Here is a 22,321-nt window from a genome sequence, read left to right on the forward strand (position 1 = left end):
TTTAACATCCGTTTGACCTCCATGAAATAATGGGCTGTTATGATCAAGACATCAAGAGTACCTGGGAGGGGTTCTATGCGTCTTGCTTTATTTACAGACACATTTCTTCCGCAAACGAATGGTGTCTCACTTACGCTTCAGCGCTTAACCACTCATTTGAACCGGCGAGGTATCGAGCATCTGCTATTTTCGCCGAAATCTGCTCCTGAAGACAGTTATGCCGATCCCATACGTCCCATTACCAGTATCCCCTTTTTCTTATACCCGGAATGTAGACTCGCACTGCCGAATATGTCCTCCATCCAGTCAGAGCTAAAAGCTTTTCGACCCGATCTGCTTCATTTGGCTACTCCATTCAATATTGGTCTATGCGGCCTTCGCTATGCGCGAAAGCTTGGCCTGCCTCATGTCGCCTCCTATCATACCCATTTTGATCGCTATCTTGAATATTATCGGATGAAAAAAATTGTTCCTCTTTATTGGAAGTACATGAAGTGGTTTCATCGGTCCTGCGATGCTACCTTCGCTCCCTCCAATGAAACACTCGATTCCCTACAAGCTCAAGGTTTTCAACGTTTGAAGCTTTGGTCTAGAGGCATCGACTGCAATCTCTACACTCCGAAAAAACGCAGCCATCAGGTCCGTGATCGTTACGGAATTACCGCACCGATATTACTTCTGTATGTGGGAAGGATTGCTCCTGAAAAAGATATCAACACCCTTGCTCTCGCCATGCAGCAATTGCCCGAGTCTATGCAAGCTCAGGTACATTGGTTAGTTGTTGGAGACGGTCCCTTATTATCAGAGATGCGGGCGCAGGCGCCGCAAAATGTCACGTTTACGGGCTACAAACACGGTGAAGAGCTTGCCCAATTGTATGCCTCAGCTGATCTATTCGTCTTCCCTTCCAGTACGGAAACCTTCGGTAATGTTGTCCTTGAAGCCATGGCCTCTGGACTGCCTGTCCTCGCCGTAAATGAAGGCGGGGTGAAGGATCTGGTTACACCCGGTCGCACCGGAATAATCGCCCCACCTCGTTCCCCGGATGCTTTTATTCGTGAGATTTGTGCATGTATAGAGCAACCCCAAAAGCTGGCTGCTATGGGTTATGAGGGGCGACAGCTGGCGCTCGGCCGCTCGTGGGAGAGCATTTTTGATGGACTCATTCGCGATTATGAAGAGATCCTTGAGAATAGACGCTTCGATCTTATACCGGCTTTACTACCATTAATATAATAATGACGATAGTGAGCACATGTACAGCTGCTTCTAATGGAGCGATCTTGTTCATAGCGGCGTTGTAGCCTACAGGGATTTCGTCGCCTTCACTCGCCATCACGAGCTGGGTCAGCTTTTTCAATCGAGGCTCAACAAATCCAATAATAATGACTTCTATCACGATAAAAAATAATAACGAAAGATTGATCCACAACACCGACAAGCCCATTTTATCAATGATCATTAACAAAATGCCTGTAACGATCAGGGTAATTCCACCCGTTTTAGGGAATCTGTTGATTGTCTTCATCATGCCAAATACAAAACGAAGCTGGCTGCCTGTCTTGGCAGAGCTTGTCAGTATTGGCAGCACAAAAGCTGGTCCAATTCCCACTATGGCCGCTATAACATGTATGACTACCACAATCTTAGAGATAATATCCGTCAATTCCATGATTACAATCCTCCCTATCATTCGTTGTTTAGATTCATATGACGATGATAGTGGAAATAGTCTTGCAGAATCCTTTAAATCTTAGATAATCTCAAAAAGCGCCTAGCCGGATATTACCGACGTAGGCGCTTTTTTAACTATTGCTTAATTATTTTACCGAGACTTTCATAACTGTACTTTCACTAACGCCTTGATCATTCATCAGTTCTACACGGTATTCATAAACACCCGGAGATCGATTCGTGATCGAAGTAGAAGCCGTTTGGGCATTCGGAGTATTTGCTGTTAAAGTCTGTGTATCGATCAGCACTCCATTCTCATACAAGCGATACATTTTGCCGTTCATCCCCCACCATAGATTCATGGTCACTTTATACTCTCCATCACCATCCCAGTTGTCATTAGATAACACTGGCTTACCTGGTGCAGCATCCTTCACGATAACCACATGAGCAGCAGACACCGTTGTGCCAAAAGAATTGGTCAGCTCAGCCGTATAGGTGTAGGTACCGTTTTCTTTTCCAGTAACACTAGTCACTGCGGTCTGTGCGGTTGGGGAGTCGTCACGTAAGGTTTGCGTGTCTATTAAGGTACCGTTCTCATATAGCTTGTAGATCGTACCATTATTACCCCACCACATGTTCATTGTGATTTGGTAATCACCATCCAAGAGTCCTGTATCCTGCCCATTGTTATTGGATAGAACCGGTTGCCCCGGAATTCCTGTAGCCTTCTGAGGCCCGTTTACGACTATAATTACTTGTTCTGTCGTCGAGAGTCCAGCGTTATTCACAGCTGTTGCGATAAACGTATGCGATCCCGCAAGTCCTTTGAGTGGAATCTCATCTCCATAGACAACTTTTTTTCCATCAAAGGTGATATCCAGACTACGAATACCAGACTCAGGATCTTCTGCTACGACCTGTGCCTTCAAGATATCCGATTCACTCATTTGAGTAGAAGGTAAACCCGTTATTGCAGGTGGTGTAGTGTCCTCTGTTTCCACAGGCGAGCCTACATATTGAATTTTTGGTGCAGCTGGTTGTTCCATGCCTTCGCCAAGAAAAAATCCAGGATGCGGAGGTTGATTATAACCCACGTTCTGCCAAGCCACTCCCAGTCGGTAGATCGGATCATGCATCAAAGTGCGAATACGATAATCTGTCATATCCGTTGTTGTATAGATTCGTAATTCAGAACTGTCCGTTGCTCGCCAGATCACTTCTTCACGCCAATCCCCGAACAGATCCGCCTGCACGCTCGGATTCGCCTTGGTGCCATTATTAGAAGAGGCTCCAGTTGCCGTCAACAAATTAGCTGTTGTCTGGTTGGTGTAATCCCACTTATCCACTCGATTAGAATCCAGCAATTCACGTAAAAGATCACCGTCCCACCAAATGCCAAAATTCGTAGAAGAAGGCAGCTTATTCGTGATTAGCTCTCCCTGTGCACTATATACGCCTGTAACAGGAATCTGCACCTCATTGGTAATCGTTGCAGCCCATACCTCTTCACCGGTATAACGCGGGTCAATATCTGCTGACATTCCGCGTCCAGTATCAATTCCCGTGAACACACCCCATAAGGTTTCCCCTGTAGCTGCATCGCGCATTTCAATACCATATTTCGAATCCGTATGCTCATGAACATCAAAGACTTCCAGTCCAGGTCTGGTAGGGTCAAGGTCTCCGAAATGGATTGCATCCCCATGACCAAGCTTTGTATTGTACAGTGGTAATCCATCATCATCGATCGCCATCGCGCCGAAGGTTATTTCGTCCTTGCCGTCACCATCTACATCTCCTACTGAAAGGTTATGGTTTCCTTGCCCTGCGTAATCGCCATACCCTTCTTCATTACTATCAAATCGCCATACCTTCTCTAGCTTACCTCCGCGATAGTTATACGCTGCAAGTACAGTTCTTGTGTAATATCCACGGCTGAAAATCACGCTTGGCTGTTCACCATCTAAGTAAGCTACGGCGGCTAAAAAGCGGTCCACCCTATTACCATAGGCATCGCCCCAAGCACCTACGTCACCACGCGGCGGATCATAACTAACCGTATCCACAGCCCGGCCTGTTGCCCCTTCGAACACTGTTAAATACTCATTGCCGAGGAGCACATAACCCGAGCTATTGCGATAGTCTGCACTAGCATCACCGATCACAGTACCTTGACCATCAACCGTACCATCTGCTGTCTTCAGCATAATCTCAGCACGACCATCACTGTCCAAATCGTAAACCATGAATGGTGAATAATGCGCGCCCGCACGGATATTAGGCCCTAAATTAATCCGCCATAAACGTGTACCATCTAGCTTATAAGCATCCATATAGACTAGTCCTGTGTAACCTGCCTGGGAATTATCTTTGCTGTTCGAAGGCGACCATAACATGATGATTTCGTACACCCCATCACCATCCACATCCCCTACACTTGCATCCCCTGCACTATACGTATAAGGCTGACCATCTTTGGTGTAATCATCTGCTGGTTTTTGCAAGAGGATAGATAGGTATTGCTTCTGCCATACGCTGAATTCTTCCGAAGCCGCTTTTTCGACTCCATTGATTACTGATGTAATTCTGTATTTGGCGTCAGCTGTACCGGAAGTGTCGAGATAGTTCGTGCTATGAGTAATCAACGAATCATTTAACTTCTCTTCCCCACGATACAGATTGAATCCAATCGATTCTGGATCCAGACCTAACATCCGCCAGCTGATATAAACACCCGCATCTGTCTTAACCGCTACAGGCGCACGATCCAGCGCCTCCATCTTCCGGTATAGTGTTGTCACCGCTGAGGTTTCCAGCGAAGCGGAAAGATCAGAGATACCGCCTGCATTTACCGAGGCAACTTTGTAATAGTAAGGAATTGTACTTAAAATGGTCGTGTCTGTGTATGAAGCTTCAAATGATTTGCCGATTAGAATGAACTCACCATCCGCGGATTTCGCACGATAAATGTTGAACATCCTTGCATCCGAAACCTTATTCCACGTAAAGGTCACATCATTTTTGTTCGTAGATTGTACCGATAGACCACTTGGTACGGCTGCTTTTGCTACAGCTGGATCAATCATAGACACCTTTAAGGCATTAGATGTTACGGATTCCAGTCCCGTGCTGTCCACCGAAGTTACCGTATAGATGTATTCCATACCGATATCCGCAGTGGTATCTGTGTAAAGCGGCTCTGTTGTCTCGCCCAGCAGCTCTGCACTATTCGCAACCGTTGCCTGACGATACACTCGGTATTTCAACGCACCATCCATACCATCCCAAGATAGATTAGCTGTGATAGGCTCATTGTTTAAGTCCAGACTACCCAGTTGCAGATTCGTTGGGGCTAATAATAGAGGTGTGATTTCCAGTCCATTGAGATGAGCCGTTGTGCCACTAAAAACAAGATTCATCTGACCGTCTTTGACAGCGATCTGGTTATACAGCTTCTCAGCAATATTTTCCTTACCTGAAGAGACTGTTCCATAATCTTTGCCTTCAATTGCTACGTTCGTCTTGGTAGAACCAATCCAATCTCCGGTATAGGTCTTAACGGAGTAATAACCATTCGGTAAATCAACTTTAAATTCATACGAACCTCCAAAATAGATCACGAAATCTCTACGAAGGGCATCAGTCGCATTACCGCGATCTCGATCACTCATACCTTCACTTGAGGACAAGCCATAACCACGTTCTGTTGTATAAAGTACATTACGGTTCACTTCCGTATAACCGGCGGCAACGGGTGAGCCAACAGGTCCAAAATCATAACGATATTGAGCGGACTTCGTAGTCAGCTTAACTTCATCTGAAGGCTCAGACTCTCCTAACCCATTTACTGCAGTCACTCGAACGGAGTAGCTGTTACCTTCCGCCATTCCGCTTAATGTTAAAGTTGGAACAGTGGCAGTTCCCGCCAATGCGTAAGCAGTTTCAGCTTCGGACGCTAGCTTACGATAGATTTTATAAATATCAGCACCCTCTACTTTATCCCATTTCAGTACTGCACCTGCATTACTGATACTTCCCGCTACAAGACCTTGTGGCTTGGCAGGCACTGTTTCTGGCTGCTTAATGTCCTGTACAAAGCTGGAGAGCGGAATGTTTAATTGCTCTATTCCTTTGGCCAACAGACGAGCCATTTGAATCGCTCCGTACTCTTGAAAGTGAGTATCGTCTGCTGACCCATTCGGGAAAGCACCATATATCCCTGCATCGAGGTGAAGGAATACAGAGCGTGTAGCTGCAAAACCAATCGAATTGTAATAAGCGACACTTAGCGCGCTAAGATCAACCATTTCCACATGCAGCTCATTGGCTACCTCTTTCATCGCCTGCACATATTCAGGGAAACTCACATTAAATTTTTCCGTGGCAGCATTATAATCTCTGCGGCCCATCGGGGTCACCAGAATCGGAGTCGCTCCTCTTTGTCTGGCACCCTCGACATACGTTTTTAAATAATTTTTGTAATCTGCTGGAGAGGCATACCGATCAGGAACACTGATCGTTGCGTCATTGTGGCCAAATTGGATAAGGAAATAATCACCTGGCTGTATCTTTCGCAGTACTTCATCCAGCCGCCCCTCTACAATAAATGACTTAGAGCTGCGGCCTCCGATAGCGTGATTCTTAAACGTTACTTCCTCACTAAAGAAATCAGGAATCATTTGTCCCCAGCCAGCCTGTGGTATCCAGTAAGGATCGTAAGTCTGCACAGTGGAATCACCCGCAATATAAACTGTAGGCAATTCATTAGCAGGACGATCTGGCTGCTTAGTAATCACCAGTGCATTGATATTAGGCTTCATGCCAGAGAACACCAAGTTCATTTGTCCATCCACCAGAGCAATGTCAAAGCTCATTTCCAAATACTGACCAGCTGTTTTACTTGTCTGCTGAACTTTTTGAATGGATTCTACTTTGATGCCAATGTCCGTGTCTCCGGCGCTATCTCCAGCGATAAGTGACACAGTATAGTCACCATTCGGTAAATCTACATTAAAGGTAGTATCCTTAGGGACTACCAAATCCGATCGCAAAGGATCAGTGGTTTCCCGGTCTACACCAGTTACCTTTGATATATCCGTAAATCCATATTTAACCGCAGAGGAATAAGATACCCCCGCATCGACCTTAAGATAACCTTCCGCCGCAGCACCTGGGCCAAAATCAAAGGAATATACATTTCCTTCTGGCAATGTTACAGGTGGCGTGTATACCATACTTTCCACTTTGTTAGATAACTGGGATTCTCCTTGGGCATTAGCAGCTTTTACTCCATAATATTGCCGTTTAGAGGTATCCACTGCTACATCCGTAAATGTCGCCGTCCCCGACTGCCCAATCTCATGGAAACTTCCATCTGCTGAATCAGACCTTAAGATTGTATAACGGGTAGCTCCCGCCACGTTGTTCCAACTTAGCTGAACAGAACTCGCACCCACGCTGACAATCGAAAGGCCCGTTGGTACTGCCGGAACCTCTGCCCCCGGAATTTCATCTACCGTCACAGATGCACTCAAAGCAGACTCCTTACCGCTGCCTTTAACAGCAGACACATTATAAATGTAGCCACTGCCTTCATTTACGTCTGAATCCACGTAGTTGTTCATAGCAACTTGACCTATCGATTGAATGGTCCCGCTAGGAAGCTCTGTCCGATATATATTGTAATAGACTGCTTCTGTCACGCTGCTCCACCCGAGGGAGACCGCAGTGGGCGAGAGATTCGTAACCGCTAAGCCCTCGGGAGCCTGCAGTGGACCCGGCACGATTTGCTGAATCATAAGTCCATTTAAATACCCGCCAACCCCTGTACCCGTGATGCCAACGGTTAGTTGACCGTCTTGGACAGTCGTGCGGTAAGTGGCTTGATTTACTGCCTGCTTGCTGCTTATTGAACCAGCCGTAACATCTTCTAAGGTAATCGTAGTTTTAGTTGTACTTGTGCCTGCTAATAAATCTCCTGAGAATACAGTCACATCGTAATCCCCATTAGGAAGATCCACTAGAAAGGCGTAGGACAATCCCAGTACAAAATCATTAGTCAGTTCATCTCCGCCCGAGCGATTTCTTGAGGCAACCGCCTGATCTAAACCATATCCTAGCTCCTTCGTATACAACTTTGATTCATGCACAGCTGTATAACCACTCATTACAGGACTTGTTGCCGTTCCAAAATCATATCGCAAAGTTATTGGACCTGAATCCGCACTGGCTGGTTGCACTCCAAATGTTGTAGAGGGAAATAGAGATGAACAAATGAAGACCCACGACAATAACACAATAAGTATTTTATTCCCCATTTTATTTCTCTTCATCTTCCGTGCTTCACCCGCTTTCTTATGATTGAAAGAACTTAGTACGCATCTGGCCCTTTTGTAGTAAACGCTTACAATAAGCTTCATTGTCATTCGTTCTTCAAATATAAGTTCACTTCGTGCGCGTATCCCCTCCTCCTTGCTCAGACACTTTTCTGGATAATTATTTCCAGATGCACTCATATCCAACACGATACTACCACCTAAGTTTCACTATGAACATTTAAAAAACAGAGTTTATCATACACTAAACCGTTCAATTCACTCGCCTCTAGTTATAAAATCCTACGATTTTGTGACAAGCTGGGACATAAAACCCAGAATACGCCTATACATTTTTAATTTCATTTGAGTAAAATCATTTCAAAAAACAGCAAAAAGACCTCCTTGGTTTCCCAAGAAGGTCTTTGAGTTATGGTTAGATCTTACCGTTTAAGCTCCCACCTGGAGCAAATAATCGTTCGATATGCTTTTGAACCACTGGATCCGGAATTAATGGCGGCGCTTGATGAGGTTTTACACGCGCATCAATAATCACGTTATCACATGACCAATGCTTATACTCCGTTGAACTGTTCACGCCATATATATCATGAGAAGGATTGCTGCGTGTGAACGTTGCCCATAGGAAATTCTCAATTCTATCACTTAAGAACTCGCTATCATCACACACAATAATCATCGGACAAGATGGGAGTGCTCCCTGTTCTTGAATCGCTTCGCTAAGCTTGTTCATTTCCTGCGCTGCTTCAGCGTAAGTAGTGAATTTAGAGCCTTGAAGCGCCACGAGACCCGGCATCACCATCTTTGCATGTCCAAATCCCTGTAGTTCTTCAAGTATGTCAGGAACCTCTGTACATAGTTCTCTTTTCTTCTCCCCAACCGCAGCGAAAATCACCTTACTTCCGCTGTTAAGTCCTGTACCGGAATAATCAAGAGTATCAATCGTTGTATTCGTATAGAAATGAATATCTCTGCGAAGATTAATTCGCTCTAAAATATACGTCAAGAAATCCTCAACATCATGTGTGCTGATAGGTTGTTTCTCTTCGGCTGTAATAAACAAGAATTTAGCTAAACTAAGCTGACCTGTGCCTAATATCCGATTCGCGATCGTAAGAATCTCCGCTGGCTGCTTCACTTGTTGATAAGGTGTATAACGTTCACTGCCAATCGCAAACAAAAGGGGATGAACACCAGCAGCATCTACTGCATGAACTTCTTTGACACCCGGGATTTCTTGTCGGATAGCTCCACCCGTTAACTCGTGAATTAACTCACCAAAAGCGGTATCCTCTTGTGGGGGTCTGCCGACAACCGTAAATGGAAAGATTGCATTCTTTTTAGCGTACACTTTATGTACTTTCATAACTGGAAAAGGATGCACTAAGCTGTAATAGCCTAAATGATCGCCAAAAGGTCCTTCCGGCTTCGTCTCACCAGGATGAATTTCCCCTGTGATCACAAAGTCCGCATCATTGCTGATACAATATCCATCTACATAGCTGTAGCTAAAATGACGTCCCGAAAGTAAACCGGCAACGATCATCTCACTCATACCCTCTGGCAATGGCATTACAGCCGATAACGTATGCGCTGGAGGTCCGCCGATAAAACAGCTCACTTTAAGCGGCTCTCCTTTTCGATTAGCTCTTTCTTGATGCACGCCGATACCGCGATGAATTTGATAATGAATGCCAACCTCTTTATTGAGCTCATAATCATTACCATTCAACTGCACACGGTACATCCCCAGATTGGAGTTCATAATGCCTGGCTTGTCTGGATCTTCAGAATACACTTGCGGCAATGTGACAAAAGCGCCACCATCCTCCGGCCAATGTGTGATCAGCGGAAGATCAGAAATACTGATTTCCTGAAAACCACTTGGTAGACCACCCGGCTTTTTAATAGGCAATGCTTTTCTTGCGGATAGTCCTGTCCCTACATATTTAAAAGGATTCTTAAGTGCCTTCATAGGATCGTTACGAAGTGCAATTACGTTATGTGTGGAGTTCCAAGTACGCCGAAAAATAAACTTACTGCGCTCTAGCGTTCCAAAAAGGTTAGATACGGCACGAAATTTCGAGCCTTTTACATTTTCAAATAATAATGCAGGGCCACCAGCTTCATAAACCTTCAAGTGAATCGCGGCCATCTCCAGATAAGGGTCCACTTCTTCACGAATACGAACCAAATGTCCATGTTTCTCTAAATCATTAACACACTCTTCTAAATTGCTATATTTCATTTCATTACTCCGATCTCTAGAAGGTTATTACAAGATTTCTTGGATGCTTTAATTATACCCTGTAACTTATTAAAATAAAGCGATACCCTATGTAATAGAACATCCCGCCGTTATCTTGTATTCTCAGGTTTGGGTTCATCTCGCAAAATATTTCTAGCAGGAATCCCTACTGCTGAAGCATTATCCGGCACATCCTTAACCACAACAGACATAGCTCCGATATTAACATCGTTCCCCAGCGTAACCGGGCCTAGTATCTTAGAACCTACTCCGATAAATGCTCTATCACCAATCACGGGTTCCCCTAAGTTATTTCTCCCCCCAATGGTCACTTGGTGAAAAATAGTAGCGTTGTTGCCAATCACCGCTTTAGGACTAATGATAATGCCATTTAACCCATGCGGTAAATGAAGTGCATCACCAATTTGTGCCTCTGCATGAAGCTCTCCACTGGCAACAATTCGAACAAAAAGCACATCCATTATTCGATATAGGAGCCACAAAGGTTTGCGGATCAGGCCACTTTTCACCCGATAATACACCCAATTTCCAAAACGATAAGTAAACAAAGCCATAATCGTTTGTGGATTTTTTAGATTTGCCTTCCAGTCCGTTTTGAATAATTTCATCATTGTATCATCCTCCTATTGGGGCAAGATATGAACTATATTCTCGTGAAATGAAAGCCTTAGTGTAGTGAAAAATATTCTGGGAGGATCGCAGGATGGAGAGTCATTCGGGTGATTGTGCTTTCATCAGTGTATGTTAGATTCAGAGATTCATCAAGAAGTGGACAGTTCTCCCTATATAAACATCAACCGATTACAAGCCTTCCTAAACAACAACACGCGCCGAAGTATTATCGGCGCGCGCTGAATGCTATCTTTTCTATTAAATAAGATCCAGAACAATCACGTTCACAGAATGGGCAGGTAGATTTACAATTGCAATGTCTTTATCAAACCTGATTTCCGTTTCAACTGGAGTAACCTTCTCATCATTTTTTCTGTTCACATTAGGTGTGTGAACTAGCGAAGCATCGCCCGTTAAAGTAATCCATTTACCGGTAGTAGCTACGTTTAAGCCTTTTAGATCAAGCTTCGTTGCTTTCTCTACACGATCCGCGTTCACAAGCTTCACATAGAGATGCTTATCATCTTTAGTAACGGAATTGTATACTTCTCTGTTATACGCTTCGAGCTTATAATCAAGCACTTTGCTTGTTGTCTTGCCATCTGTGTATGAGCAAATCAAATGCTTGCCATCTGCTCCACCATAATTAACAGTGATGGTATATTCCGTATGATCCGCTAGTTCTTCATAACAACTAGCTCTAAGGTTACCCGCTGCTGTACTAGAGGAATAATCGCCGAGTGTATAAGCCTCAATCCCTTGCTTGTACACCTTGACTCCTGTGGCATCGCCATTATAGCCAATCGCATATTCGATAACATTTTTATTTTCCGGTGAAATGTCTATCAGACCTGCACCTACATAGAAGCCATCTTCGCCGGAAGCTTTTTCAAGAACGACCTCTACTTTATAATTAGTCCACGCGTCATTGAGAATATACAATCCATTCAGTCCGCTGTTCTGTGCCTTCAAGACTAGACCTTTGGAAGGATCAATCGTATATCCGGCAGAACCAGGAATGACTTTCCAAGCTTCATGCAGCGGCTGTGTAAAATCTTGCTCTAGCATAACGCTGCCATCCGTATTCGAAGTAACCTTCACCCGCTTCACAACTACAGATGATTTCCCGGCAGCCACTTCAATTCCTCCGTGAGGAATGAGGTCTACCTTTTCCCCGTTGCGATATGTCGAGAACGATGTGCCAACCACTTTGGTGCCGAGATATTTAGCATACAACTGTTGAACATAGTAGTTCGGCGTGTACCATACAGTTTCATCATCGAACCAAATGCAATCTGGTGTCCATCTGTAGGTACCATCTGTTAATACCTTATTGAACAAAGGTGCCGTTGCAGCTAGTCTAATCACATCAGAGTTATTCTCAAAGCTGGACATAATCGCCGCTTCAGCAATCGCTCCTGCCAATGTATTTTTATCTGTCGAAGCATATTCACCCACAAAAACCTTCGAAGTTTCAGCCTCGTCCAAGCTGCCGTCTTCTTTATAAGCTCTGTAATAGTAATTGTAGCGATCCGCATTCTCTAACAAATACTCGTTGGAACGGTAGTAATGCTCGTCCGCAATCGTATCCATGTAGTTTTTTTGTTTCTCATACCAGGTAACCGTCTCTTCAATACTCGATGTTCCATCCGTGAAGCTGATCTGTTCCGAGCCCTGTAGATTTCCGCTTAGGAATTTCCAGCCTTGCTGATAAGCATCGTCATCTGCTTGTGCGCCAACCGTAGAAAGAATGGTCAGTTCATGATCAGGGTAGTTTTTCACCATATATTCGTCAATCGTTGTTTTAAAATACTCGAAGTTGGCAAAAAACTCTGTTCCCCAGTTTTCATTCCCCACGCCCAAGTAACGCAGGTCAAACGCTGCTTCATGGCCCATCTTTTTACGCAAAGCGGCCCACTCGTTATTGTCAAAATCCATGCTAATCGCGAAATCAATCAGATCCGTAAAGTTCTTCACATAATAATCTCTTAACGCACCGCCAGCTGGATTCGCATAATCCGAACGAGCTTGACAGAGTACGCCGCAGGCCATAACCGGAAGTGGTGTTGCATTCAAATCTTCGGCTAATTGAAAATACTCCATATATCCAAGACCCATGGTCATCATGTAGCCCCATACATTATAGTTCTCTTTGCGAAGCTCAATATCGTTGACAGACTCTTTCCAATCGTACACATTCTCCCAAATGTGAGAGCCTTCAGAAATACAGCCCCCCGGGAAACGTAAGAATGTAGGATGAAGATCAACAAGTGCATTCACTAAATCTTTTCTTAATCTATAGTTTGAATTCCCCTTATAGTTAGCGTGAGCTGTAGCAGAACGTTCTTCTTCCCCAGCGCCCCAAACATCTTCCGGCATTAAGGAGACCATATCAATGGAAATCTCACCATTAAAGGTTAACGCCAGCTGACCGAGTATAGTTTCAGACCCTGTTAATACAAGCTTAGACTCTACACCATACTTCTTCCAGTTACCGTCACCGTTCACCTCAACTACCGTTGCATCACTAATGGCTTTACCATCTTTGTCGAGCAATTGCAGGGTGATTGTTCCCGCTGCCTCTGCCTTCGCCCAAATCGTGAAGTTATACTTAGCATCCTTCTTAATAAACATTGAGCAGTGCTGATTGGAATCCGCAAAGCCTCTATTATTGATCGTCGCGCCATCTGCCACTGTCACATAATGCGCATTCATATCTTTATCTTCGATTCCGAAGAAATCATTTAATCCGCCTGTATGATGAACCGTCATTTTGTCCGTGTCACCGGACCATGCATGAAGAGGTGTATAATTTCTTCCTGTTGAAGTCCCGTGCACACCACATACATGCGAATAGCTGTCAAAAGCAAACGACTCAAAGGAACGATTCTGCACTAGCTCTGCATAAATTCCACCATCTGCCGCATTATTAATATCTTCATAGAATAGGCCATATAGAACTTCGCTAACATCCAAAATCTCATGGTTTCCATCGATCGTTAAGGTGTAGGGTGGCAAACCTTCTGGGAGCACAGACACGGTGAAGCTCTTCTCTACTGTACTGTCACCTTTTTTCAAAACTGCTGTAAGCGTTACACCTTTAGCAGAATGGACGGTTTTATTTACAACTCCCGCATTAGAAATAATTGCTGAGTCACTGGATACCCAGGACACGTCAACTTTTCCACCCATGAGCGAAGCTGGTAATTCGATATCTTTGGTGATGATTGAACTAGTGAAGGTTAAATATTTATCTTTTGCGAGCTTAACGATCTCTTCATCTGTCAAAGACTCACACATAATCTCAATCACTTCGTCCTGCGTTAATCCCGCTTTATATACACGGAAGTCCGAAAGAGAGCCGCCAAAATCTACATCTGCAGCGTACTGGGACTTGCCGATCGTATTGTTACTATAATTCACTTGATCCTCAAATGTAGCAAACCACGTGCGTAGTTTAGCATATGTACCGCTAGAAGTCTGACTTATCATTCCATCCGCAACGATCTCACCATTGACATACATCACAGGTCCTGCACTGCTTAGTGTTCCACCTTTTGTTCCTGTGACCGCAAAGGCAACGTGCACCCATTCACCAGCAGCAAAGGATTTACCGGGATCTGCGACTAAATCTTCCCCCGCAAAACAAGTCCCCCGGAAATTACGCGTTAAAAAAATATAGGGTCCTGTCTCGCCTTTGCCGAAATCGAACAGTCTTTCCCATAAACTCCCGCCAGTACTTACATGCATCCAAGTCGAGACAGTAAGGCCAGCTTGGTCGCTGACTTCTTTAAGAAGATCATCTGGCAAAGAAATATAGGATGTGCCATGTTCTCCACCCGCTAGTGAAACAGCACTTCTACCCGCTACAGTCTGTATGGATGGCAGCTTAGTCCCTGAAGCGATTCCATCGTTCCCATTCCCTGAGTAATCTTGACCCACATGATCGGGGTTATCAAACTTATAATGCGCTATCAAATTACCATTAATAGATTTATTACTGTTGTCATTGTTCATAGAAGATCACCTGTCATCTTTTGTATTAGAAATCATAAAAGCCTAACCAATCTACTGATTACTACGACAAAACCGCCCCATCCGTGAATCATTTAACCTTTATACGAAACATAATAACACACTTTATAATCAATTAATATATTAACTAATTAATATTTGTGTGAAATAAAAGAAAACTTTTTTTTAATCAAATATTACCAAATCGTACTTTTTATTCATGATAAAATGAATTTGAATGCACGAAGGAGAGATGAAATATGAATAACCATGTAGGTTATGAAACAACAAAACGCGATTTATTTACAATTGAATGTAAAGATATCCTGTTACGAGAGTTTAGAGTGGAGGATTTAGACGAGTTTCACGCACTTACCACGCAGCCTGAAATCATAGAATTTCTGCCCGACTGGAATGTCCCTAAAGAACAACGGCTAGATTGGTTAATAAACTATGAAATGAAAGAAAACCAACAGTTTCTACAAGCGGTCTCAGCGGATGGAAATATCGGGGAGCTTCGTCTTCGTTTAGGCATTATTTTAAAAGAGACGAATGAGTTTATCGGTTGGTGCTGTACAGGAATGAAGGATGAATTACCCGCTCCGAACAGAGAAATCATGTATGCCATATCCAAGGATCATCGCGGCAAAGGGTATACCACACAAGCTGCCGAGGGGTTAATTAAGTATTTGTTTGAGCACACTTCTACCGATGTATTAAACGCTATTGCTCTGGTACACAATACGCCCTCAAATAGAGTCATACAAAAATGTGACTTCGACTTAATGAATGAAATTACGATTGAAAATGAAAGCTATAATTATTACCAGCTTTCTAAGCGGTAATGGCAATAGAAGGCTTAATGAATGCTGGCACACTTTTGATAGATTACAGCACAAGCAAAAACCTCTGCATGGGAAATGGAGATACGATCCATTTACCTAAACAGAGGTTTTTTTGAGCTGATTCATGATTGCTGCTTCATACGAAGCATTTGCGCTAGAAGCTGTTCCACATCTTTTTCCGGGAATGCCGTCATTAGCGTGTCTTTAAAGGTTTCTTGTGCACGGATGAGCTTGGCCTCACCAATGGAGGTTAGGGAGGTATAAATACTTCTGCGATCACTGTCGCATGCTTTTCTCTCTAAAGCTCCGCAGCCCTTGGCTTCAAACCGGCTAACTAAACGTGAAACGGCACTTTGGCTTAAACCAACCATGGATTCAAGTTTCTGCAATTTCAGTTTTTTCTCTGGGGCTTCCGACAAGAATAATAACAAGTAGAACTCTTTTAAAGATAATCCATGATTCGCTTGCAAATTAACTTCTAATTCATTCGTCACATTCATTTGTATATGCGTTAACGTCAACCAATTCGCGATAAGGTCATTGTTAAGAATTTTGTCCATCTATCTCTTCATCTCCTGAGCGTATGACTATTCATGAATTTTTTCTTCTATATAATAGTACTACACTCCCCATCCATTGTGCCAAGCTTAATCCAAAAAAGAGAAAAGACCGTTTCTCCAAGAAGTCGGTCTTTCCAAATGATTCCATTTAATTCGTTAGTCCTTAGCCTTTAATTCTAGGAAATCCAAAGGCATACTGCCGAGGAATACTAGGGTCTTGCTGAAGCTCAACCCCAGCCTCCAGCGTCCAATATGGATTTCTCAGCATCCCCCGACCAACCGCAACAAGATCTGCTTCCTCATTCCCAATGACTGCATTAGCAAGAGCAGGTTCATCCAATCTGCCTACAGCAATCACCGGTACATTCAAACCATATTTGATCTCTCTTGCCAAAGGAACTTGATACGCCGCATGTGTTCCTGGCTTGCCAGCAGCCGCGATAGGACCTTCACCACCTGCACTGATATGGAAAATATCTGCGCCAGCTTCTTTATAAGCTTTACTAAATGCCAAGCTTTCTTTAATGCCGTATCCGCCCTCTACATATTCTTGAGCTGAGATACGCATGATCAATGGCATTCCTTCAGGCATTTCACTTTTCGCTGCACGAATGATTTCAGTACCAAACAAGGTCAAATCTTGGCCATATTCATCTGTTCTTTGATTTGTTAATGGTGAATGGAACTGATGAATAAGGTAACCGTGCGCACCATGAAGCTCGATAACATCAAACCCCGCTTGAATCGCACGCTTCACGCCTAACCGGAATTTTTCAACCATACCCTTCACTTCTTCAGTCGTTAAGGCACGTGGTGTTTTGGAGTCAGCATCAAATGGAACGGCAGAAGAGGATACAGGAACTGCTGCATCTTCAGCCTTACGCCCAGCATGAGCAATTTGAATACCTACTTTTGCCCCATAAGCATGACAAGCATCAACAATTCTAGCCAATGCAGGTATTTGCTCATCGGACCAAATGCCAAGGTCAAAATCAGTAATTCGGCCATCAGGCTCTACATCGGTCATTTCAATAATAATTAATCCTGTTCCTCCAATGGCGCGGCTTACGTAATGATTATAATGCCAATCGGTAGCAATTCCGTCCTTGTTAGTCACTGAATACTGACACATTGGAGGCATAACCACGCGGTTCTTCAATTTCAAATCCTTCATTTCATAAGGGGTAAACAAGTTCTTCATGATATCTCTCCTCTTTATAAAAAACTAAATTTATTATGAACATTAAAAACATGTTTTAGCAGAAATTAATTAATGTATGCTCATGCATGTATGTTATTATAGAATAACTAAGGTGTCAACCATGAATGTCTCCTGCGGTTTAATAACTCCATGTATTGTTGAAATCTTAGCCCCAAGGTAATATATGGGTATCTATTTTCTTAGAAAGGATGAACTCACAAGTGGACAAAAAGCTTTTACAATCACATAGTATCTTTCCTACCCTGAATATTGAGCGCACCGCTGCTTATTACAATCAGTACTTAGGCTTTCAAGTTGTGCCCTATTTAGATACGGAAGAACCGCATGTTTGCCTCTATCGTGATGATACAGAAATTATCCTTACTCAATCCCAAGGACAAAGGGTTATTCCTAATCGAGAATTGTATGGCTATGGTTACGATGCCTATTTTATTACGAAACAGCAAGAGCAGCTGGAGAAAGAATTCGAAGCGGCTGGTGTTAACATTGTCCGAGCATTAGCCAACACCGACTATAATAACAAGGAATTTGTTATTGAAGATGTTGATGGGCGCTGGATTGCTTTTGGGATTAAAGGATAAAAAAAACGGCCCTCGGCCGTTTTTCTTATTTTTAAAAGAGTCCAAATATCTTCTTACAGCTATTTTTACGGGAAGGATTCAGAACATCGGTGACCCCAATCTTATTTAACTTATTAAGAAGTTCTTCCTCGCCATGCTTAACTTTATAATCTAACTCTTCTCCATAAAGCGGAATTAAAGTATAGAAGTGCACAACTTTCTCACTGTTCATTTCCAAATTAAAAAATCCAGCTGTATCTTCAACATCTGGCACCCACACAAACATCCCTTGAAATCCTGTATCCTCACTATAAGGCTTTACTGGATTACCGTTTACTAGCGTATGCCCCATATAGAGCCAAGTATTATATTCATGTGGAAACCTAGCCGTTGTTTTTAGCGCACGTACAGGCCAATAATTTCTTTCGTCCTTAAAAGCCTCATCAGACAGCTTCCATGTAGGAGGAAGGCAAATCATTAATTCAGTAAATTGATATTCTTCTGCACCATCTGGAACCTGCATCGCAAATTCACTCATTCCTGATGTAATTAAAGTATAGTAATTCCGCTCAGGCGTCGGGTTAACAATTAGAATATCAATGGACAGAACATCTGAAATAACCTCTTTAAAAACATTATCAATAACCCCTATGTATTGTTCAATATGATTACATATTATCTGATGAGACTGAGCTGAATGCATTTATAATCCCCTCCCTTATATATGTTTATCGGTATAAACGAAGTGGATTTATTACTAGATTACAGAATTTCATCTCCACTGCCATTGATCACACAGAAATCACTATGATTATAACTAATGAATTTACAATAAGCATTACCCTGATTCAATAGATGCTCCTGAAAAAAATTAGCGACAAGCTCATTTATCTGATTATGAATCCCACAAGTTCTATGATATAAAGTCTCGTCCTCCTCAAAAAGAGGCATATCACTAAAGGACATATGCGTTGCCTTTCGTATTTTCAAAAAAGACTTATATCCATTCCAATTCCGGAAAAGCTTCTCTTGTCCTTTGATGAAATCATTTGCTATTTTTTCCTGTAAAATAATGCTTAAGGATTCTAAAGTAGAAGCTTTTTGCCTTATTACAAGCAGGGGTACGGTATTCTTCACTTCATTCTCAATATATAAATGCATACTTGCATCTAATAAAACTGCGGCTTTAATTCTATCATCTTCCATAGTTAAATCTAATGCAGTAGCACCACCGATTGAATGTCCAACAATGCCAACCTTGTCCATATCCAAACTTTCCATTCTTGAATTCAGATTGGATAGGTGATCTAATACATACTTTATATCCTTTTTTCGAATAGAAATTAAGTGATGTAATTCGCTATAATCTGTAGCCTGTATTGTCCTCATGACCTCTGATTGATTCATAAATTCTCCACTTGGACTAACTGTAAACATGGCTTCATAAGCAGCACTGACGGTTACCACTATAAATTCTCGCTTTACCAGCGCTTGTATATTGTAAATATACATATCTCTATCTAAGCCTAGTGCAGGAGAGTAGATAATGACAGGATAGGATCGTTTAGATTTTTGTTGCAATGCTCCCTCGCTGATTGAGGTAGATAATCCATCTATGATATCCATATTCATTCCAATATCTTGTAGAATTTCTCTTGCATGTTGTTCACAGGGCCGGAAAAGATCCATATATTTCATTTCAGATTCGTTGTTATCGAGCAAACCATCCGTATCCGGATAATAAATACTTATCACGATTTTTCTGGGCTCTGACTCTTCTTGGAACGTACCCTTGCGCGTGTAATCCGTTAATACTTCAACTTTTCGAAAAACTCCCATGGTTCCACTCCATTCTTCCTCGTTCACTATATTTTAATTTATTTTCCTATTTATTGAAATGAATTCTCCATAATGTCCATACTAATGTCGATTGCTATGAATGGAATCAAGTTGAATGAACGGTTATAATACCTAAGTGCAGGTGAATCTTTAAAAAACTCAGGGATGTGGAAACTTTAATGGTGAATAATTCAGCATATACACTTTATTTACGTGAGGATTGGAAGAAGCTAAGCGATTTCACCGCTATCCAATTATCAGAAGAAGAGCTTAGTGATATCCAAAGTATTAACGATAAAATTTCGATTGAGGATGTAAATGAGGTCTATCTTCCTCTATCCCAATTGATACATTTGCAGCTTCAAGCCTCTCATACATTTAAAGATTCTATAAATCACTTTCTTAATAACGATCTTAAAAAAGGTCCATTTATCATAGGCATCGCCGGAAGTGTCGCTGTTGGCAAGAGTACAACCGCTAGACTTCTTCAGAAGCTCCTCTCTCAATTACCTTCTCATCCAAAAGTAGATTTAGTTACGACTGACGGGTTCCTACTTCCCAATGCTGAGCTGGAAAAGTGTGGAATCATGAAGAAAAAGGGATTTCCTGAAAGCTACGACACACGTAGTTTAATTTCATTTTTAACTAAAGTGAAGTCTGGTGTTTCGGGTGTTCAAAGTCCTGTATACTCGCATCTAACTTATGATATCGTGCCAAATGAATGTATTACGATCGAGAACCCGGACATCCTAATTGTTGAAGGATTAAATGTTCTTCAGACTAGTTTGTCAATTAATCAAAGTATGCCAAACTATTTTGTATCTGATTTCTTTGATTTTTCAATTTATGTGGATGCTGATGTGAATAATATTGAGAAATGGTATATTGACCGGTTTATTAAGCTTAGAGATACCGCCTTCCAAGATGAGCAATCTTATTTTAAAAAATATGCACAGTTATCACTAGAAGAATCTATCGAGATCTCGAAAAGAATATGGAAAGAAATCAATTTTGAAAATTTGATACACAATATTTTACCTACCAGAAATCGTGCAGATCTTATTCTATTTAAAAATAACAATCATCACATAGATCGCATTAAGCTGCGAAAATAAATAAGTGCTTTCATAAACCAAGCCTCTGATTTGCAGAGCTTGGTTTTTTTATGTACAAAAAAAATTGGGTGAATATCGTAGGTGTAATGCCTTTATCCTCTCGCCAGGGCAAACGTATACTGTGGTACATTCGTACACTAATGTAGAGAGAGGATAAATCAAATGATCGAAATTGCCTTGGCCTTTCAAGATAAGGATGGAAAATATGTAGAGCATGCCGGTGTCGTTTTAGCGTCAGTTTTTCATCATACAAGTTCCCCAATCCATGTTCATATTTTACATGATGCCTCTTTAACCGAAGTTAACAAGCGAAAGCTCACCAGATTAACCACTAAACATCAGCATACGATTAGCTTTTATTCGATTACTTTACCCGAAGATATGCTCCAGGTTCTTGCCAATATTAATTCTATCGATATGTGGACACATGCAAGTATGTACCGATTGCTGCTTCCCGCGTTAATTCCTTCTGACAAAATTATTTATCTGGATTGTGATGTATTGGTAAACATAGACATCGCGGAGCTGTGGCAGGTCGAGCTGAATGAAAAATATTTAGGGGCGATTTGGGATCAGGGCATTATGGATGTTGCACCTATTGTGAGCGCCAAAGGGCTGAATCCCGAGATTTATTTTAATTCTGGAGTGATCGTATTTGCTTTGAATAATATCCGCCAGAATACGAACTGGTACCAAGAGATGCTGAACTTCTTGCGCACTTTCCCTGATGTCACCATGCCTGACCAGGATGTTTTAAATGCGGTTTTTGGAGCGAATTACCTCCCACTCGATATCCGTTTTAATTCATTTAACATGGCCATCCCAAATCATGACTATAATAATAAAATTGTCCATTTTGCCGGGGATGAGAAATGCTGGAATAAAGACTCCTCAGGGTTTGCGCTGTATCGCAAGTTCCTAAATTTAACCCCTTGGAGAACTTTTAAAGCCAAATTAAAACGAAGAAGACGGAAGGTCAGCTATGTTAAGCGGCGGTTCATGCGAAAAAGTAATAGACGAATCATTTATAAACGTAGAATTAAAATTATTCGCACAAGAATCTCGCCCCTTTCGCTGTTTCAATTGAAATTAATTAGAACGATTAGGAGAAGAAAAGGGACAGTAATCAACACAAGAATTCAATATCAACGACGTATTAAACGTAAAAATACAGCCCCTATTAGATAGGGGCTGCAGGATCTCGAGAAACCCAAGGCCATCCAGTGAATTGGGTTTCTCGTCATTCTGAAAAACGGCATCTCTGCCGTTTTTC

The 22,321-nt window shown here is 42.3% G+C and carries 14 protein-coding genes; 5 read left to right on the forward strand and 9 right to left on the reverse strand.

Going from position 1 to position 22,321, the window contains the following annotated elements; genetic code table 11:
* Positions 1-75: 75 nt before the first annotated feature.
* A complete protein-coding gene (locus tag MKX35_RS24930) occupies positions 76-1,236 on the forward strand; it encodes a glycosyltransferase family 4 protein (RefSeq protein ID WP_076283271.1) in 1,161 nt (386 codons plus the stop codon).
* Here MKX35_RS24930 and MKX35_RS24935 read toward each other — a convergent pair.
* From MKX35_RS24935 to MKX35_RS24955, 5 genes are all read right to left on the reverse strand, one after another.
* On the reverse strand, positions 1,208-1,672 hold the full coding sequence (locus tag MKX35_RS24935; RefSeq protein WP_042186633.1) for a DUF2269 family protein: 465 nt from the start codon (positions 1,670-1,672) through the stop codon (positions 1,208-1,210). The genes MKX35_RS24930 and MKX35_RS24935 overlap by 29 nt on opposite strands.
* 148 nt (positions 1,673-1,820) lie before the next feature.
* Positions 1,821-8,009, reverse strand: a complete 6,189-nt coding sequence (locus tag MKX35_RS24940; protein ID WP_305953497.1) for a rhamnogalacturonan lyase family protein — start codon at positions 8,007-8,009, stop codon at positions 1,821-1,823.
* Positions 8,010-8,427: 418 nt separating this feature from the next.
* Positions 8,428-10,260, reverse strand: a complete 1,833-nt coding sequence (locus MKX35_RS24945; RefSeq protein WP_076300818.1) for a UbiD family decarboxylase — start codon at positions 10,258-10,260, stop codon at positions 8,428-8,430.
* A gap of 110 nt (positions 10,261-10,370) precedes the next feature.
* Positions 10,371-10,892, reverse strand: coding sequence for a serine O-acetyltransferase (locus MKX35_RS24950; protein WP_042186629.1), 522 nt, complete (start codon positions 10,890-10,892; stop codon positions 10,371-10,373).
* Between the two features lie 259 nt (positions 10,893-11,151).
* On the reverse strand, positions 11,152-14,910 hold the full coding sequence (locus MKX35_RS24955; protein ID WP_076300817.1) for an alpha-L-arabinofuranosidase C-terminal domain-containing protein: 3,759 nt from the start codon (positions 14,908-14,910) through the stop codon (positions 11,152-11,154).
* A gap of 257 nt (positions 14,911-15,167) precedes the next feature.
* Here MKX35_RS24955 and MKX35_RS24960 point away from each other — a divergent pair, with 257 nt between their 5' ends.
* Positions 15,168-15,752, forward strand: a complete 585-nt coding sequence (locus tag MKX35_RS24960) for a GNAT family N-acetyltransferase (protein ID WP_076300816.1) — start codon at positions 15,168-15,170, stop codon at positions 15,750-15,752.
* Positions 15,753-15,874: 122 nt separating this feature from the next.
* Here MKX35_RS24960 and MKX35_RS24965 read toward each other — a convergent pair whose 3' ends face one another.
* Complete coding sequence (locus tag MKX35_RS24965; protein ID WP_081383065.1) at positions 15,875-16,312, reverse strand: MarR family winged helix-turn-helix transcriptional regulator; 438 nt, start codon at positions 16,310-16,312, stop codon at positions 15,875-15,877.
* A gap of 163 nt (positions 16,313-16,475) precedes the next feature.
* Entirely contained in the window at positions 16,476-17,513 is a 1,038-nt protein-coding gene (locus MKX35_RS24970; RefSeq protein ID WP_042186618.1) for an NADH:flavin oxidoreductase/NADH oxidase, read from the reverse strand.
* A gap of 221 nt (positions 17,514-17,734) precedes the next feature.
* Here MKX35_RS24970 and MKX35_RS24975 point away from each other — a divergent pair, with 221 nt between their 5' ends.
* Positions 17,735-18,115 (forward strand): VOC family protein, encoded by a 381-nt coding sequence (locus MKX35_RS24975; protein WP_042186616.1) that lies wholly within the window; start codon positions 17,735-17,737, stop codon positions 18,113-18,115.
* Positions 18,116-18,146: 31 nt separating this feature from the next.
* On the opposite strand, the gene MKX35_RS24980 is transcribed toward MKX35_RS24975, so the two are convergent.
* Both MKX35_RS24980 and MKX35_RS24985 read right to left on the reverse strand, forming a co-directional pair.
* Positions 18,147-18,797: a suppressor of fused domain protein gene (locus tag MKX35_RS24980; protein WP_076300815.1), complete on the reverse strand. Its 651-nt coding sequence runs from the start codon at positions 18,795-18,797 to the stop codon at positions 18,147-18,149.
* A gap of 59 nt (positions 18,798-18,856) precedes the next feature.
* A complete protein-coding gene (locus MKX35_RS24985; RefSeq protein ID WP_143759575.1) occupies positions 18,857-19,960 on the reverse strand; it encodes an alpha/beta hydrolase in 1,104 nt (367 codons plus the stop codon).
* A 152-nt stretch (positions 19,961-20,112) separates the two neighbouring features.
* Here MKX35_RS24985 and coaA point away from each other — a divergent pair, with 152 nt between their 5' ends.
* Positions 20,113-21,048, forward strand: coding sequence for a type I pantothenate kinase (gene coaA / locus MKX35_RS24990; RefSeq protein WP_076300813.1), 936 nt, complete (start codon positions 20,113-20,115; stop codon positions 21,046-21,048).
* A gap of 162 nt (positions 21,049-21,210) precedes the next feature.
* A complete protein-coding gene (locus tag MKX35_RS24995; protein WP_076300812.1) occupies positions 21,211-22,236 on the forward strand; it encodes a glycosyltransferase family 8 protein in 1,026 nt (341 codons plus the stop codon).
* Positions 22,237-22,321: the final 85 nt, after the last annotated feature.

This window comes from Paenibacillus sp. FSL R5-0923 (assembly GCF_038009145.1).
Taxonomy (GTDB): Bacteria; Bacillota; Bacilli; order Paenibacillales; family Paenibacillaceae; genus Paenibacillus_AQ.

What these genes read in the sequence shown, in the direction of transcription:
- MKX35_RS24930 (WP_076283271.1), top strand. Translation starts at nt 76, where the DNA reads ATGCGTCTTGCTTTATTTACAGACACATTTCTTCCGCAAACGAATGGT.
- MKX35_RS24935 (WP_042186633.1), bottom strand. Translation starts at nt 1,672, where the DNA reads ATGGAATTGACGGATATTATCTCTAAGATTGTGGTAGTCATACATGTT.
- MKX35_RS24940 (WP_305953497.1), bottom strand. Translation starts at nt 8,009, where the DNA reads ATGAAGAGAAATAAAATGGGGAATAAAATACTTATTGTGTTATTGTCG.
- MKX35_RS24945 (WP_076300818.1), bottom strand. Translation starts at nt 10,260, where the DNA reads ATGAAATATAGCAATTTAGAAGAGTGTGTTAATGATTTAGAGAAACAT.
- MKX35_RS24950 (WP_042186629.1), bottom strand. Translation starts at nt 10,892, where the DNA reads ATGATGAAATTATTCAAAACGGACTGGAAGGCAAATCTAAAAAATCCA.
- MKX35_RS24955 (WP_076300817.1), bottom strand. Translation starts at nt 14,910, where the DNA reads ATGAACAATGACAACAGTAATAAATCTATTAATGGTAATTTGATAGCG.
- MKX35_RS24960 (WP_076300816.1), top strand. Translation starts at nt 15,168, where the DNA reads ATGAATAACCATGTAGGTTATGAAACAACAAAACGCGATTTATTTACA.
- MKX35_RS24965 (WP_081383065.1), bottom strand. Translation starts at nt 16,312, where the DNA reads ATGGACAAAATTCTTAACAATGACCTTATCGCGAATTGGTTGACGTTA.
- MKX35_RS24970 (WP_042186618.1), bottom strand. Translation starts at nt 17,513, where the DNA reads ATGAAGAACTTGTTTACCCCTTATGAAATGAAGGATTTGAAATTGAAG.
- MKX35_RS24980 (WP_076300815.1), bottom strand. Translation starts at nt 18,797, where the DNA reads ATGCATTCAGCTCAGTCTCATCAGATAATATGTAATCATATTGAACAA.
- coaA (WP_076300813.1), top strand. Translation starts at nt 20,113, where the DNA reads ATGGTGAATAATTCAGCATATACACTTTATTTACGTGAGGATTGGAAG.
- MKX35_RS24995 (WP_076300812.1), top strand. Translation starts at nt 21,211, where the DNA reads ATGATCGAAATTGCCTTGGCCTTTCAAGATAAGGATGGAAAATATGTA.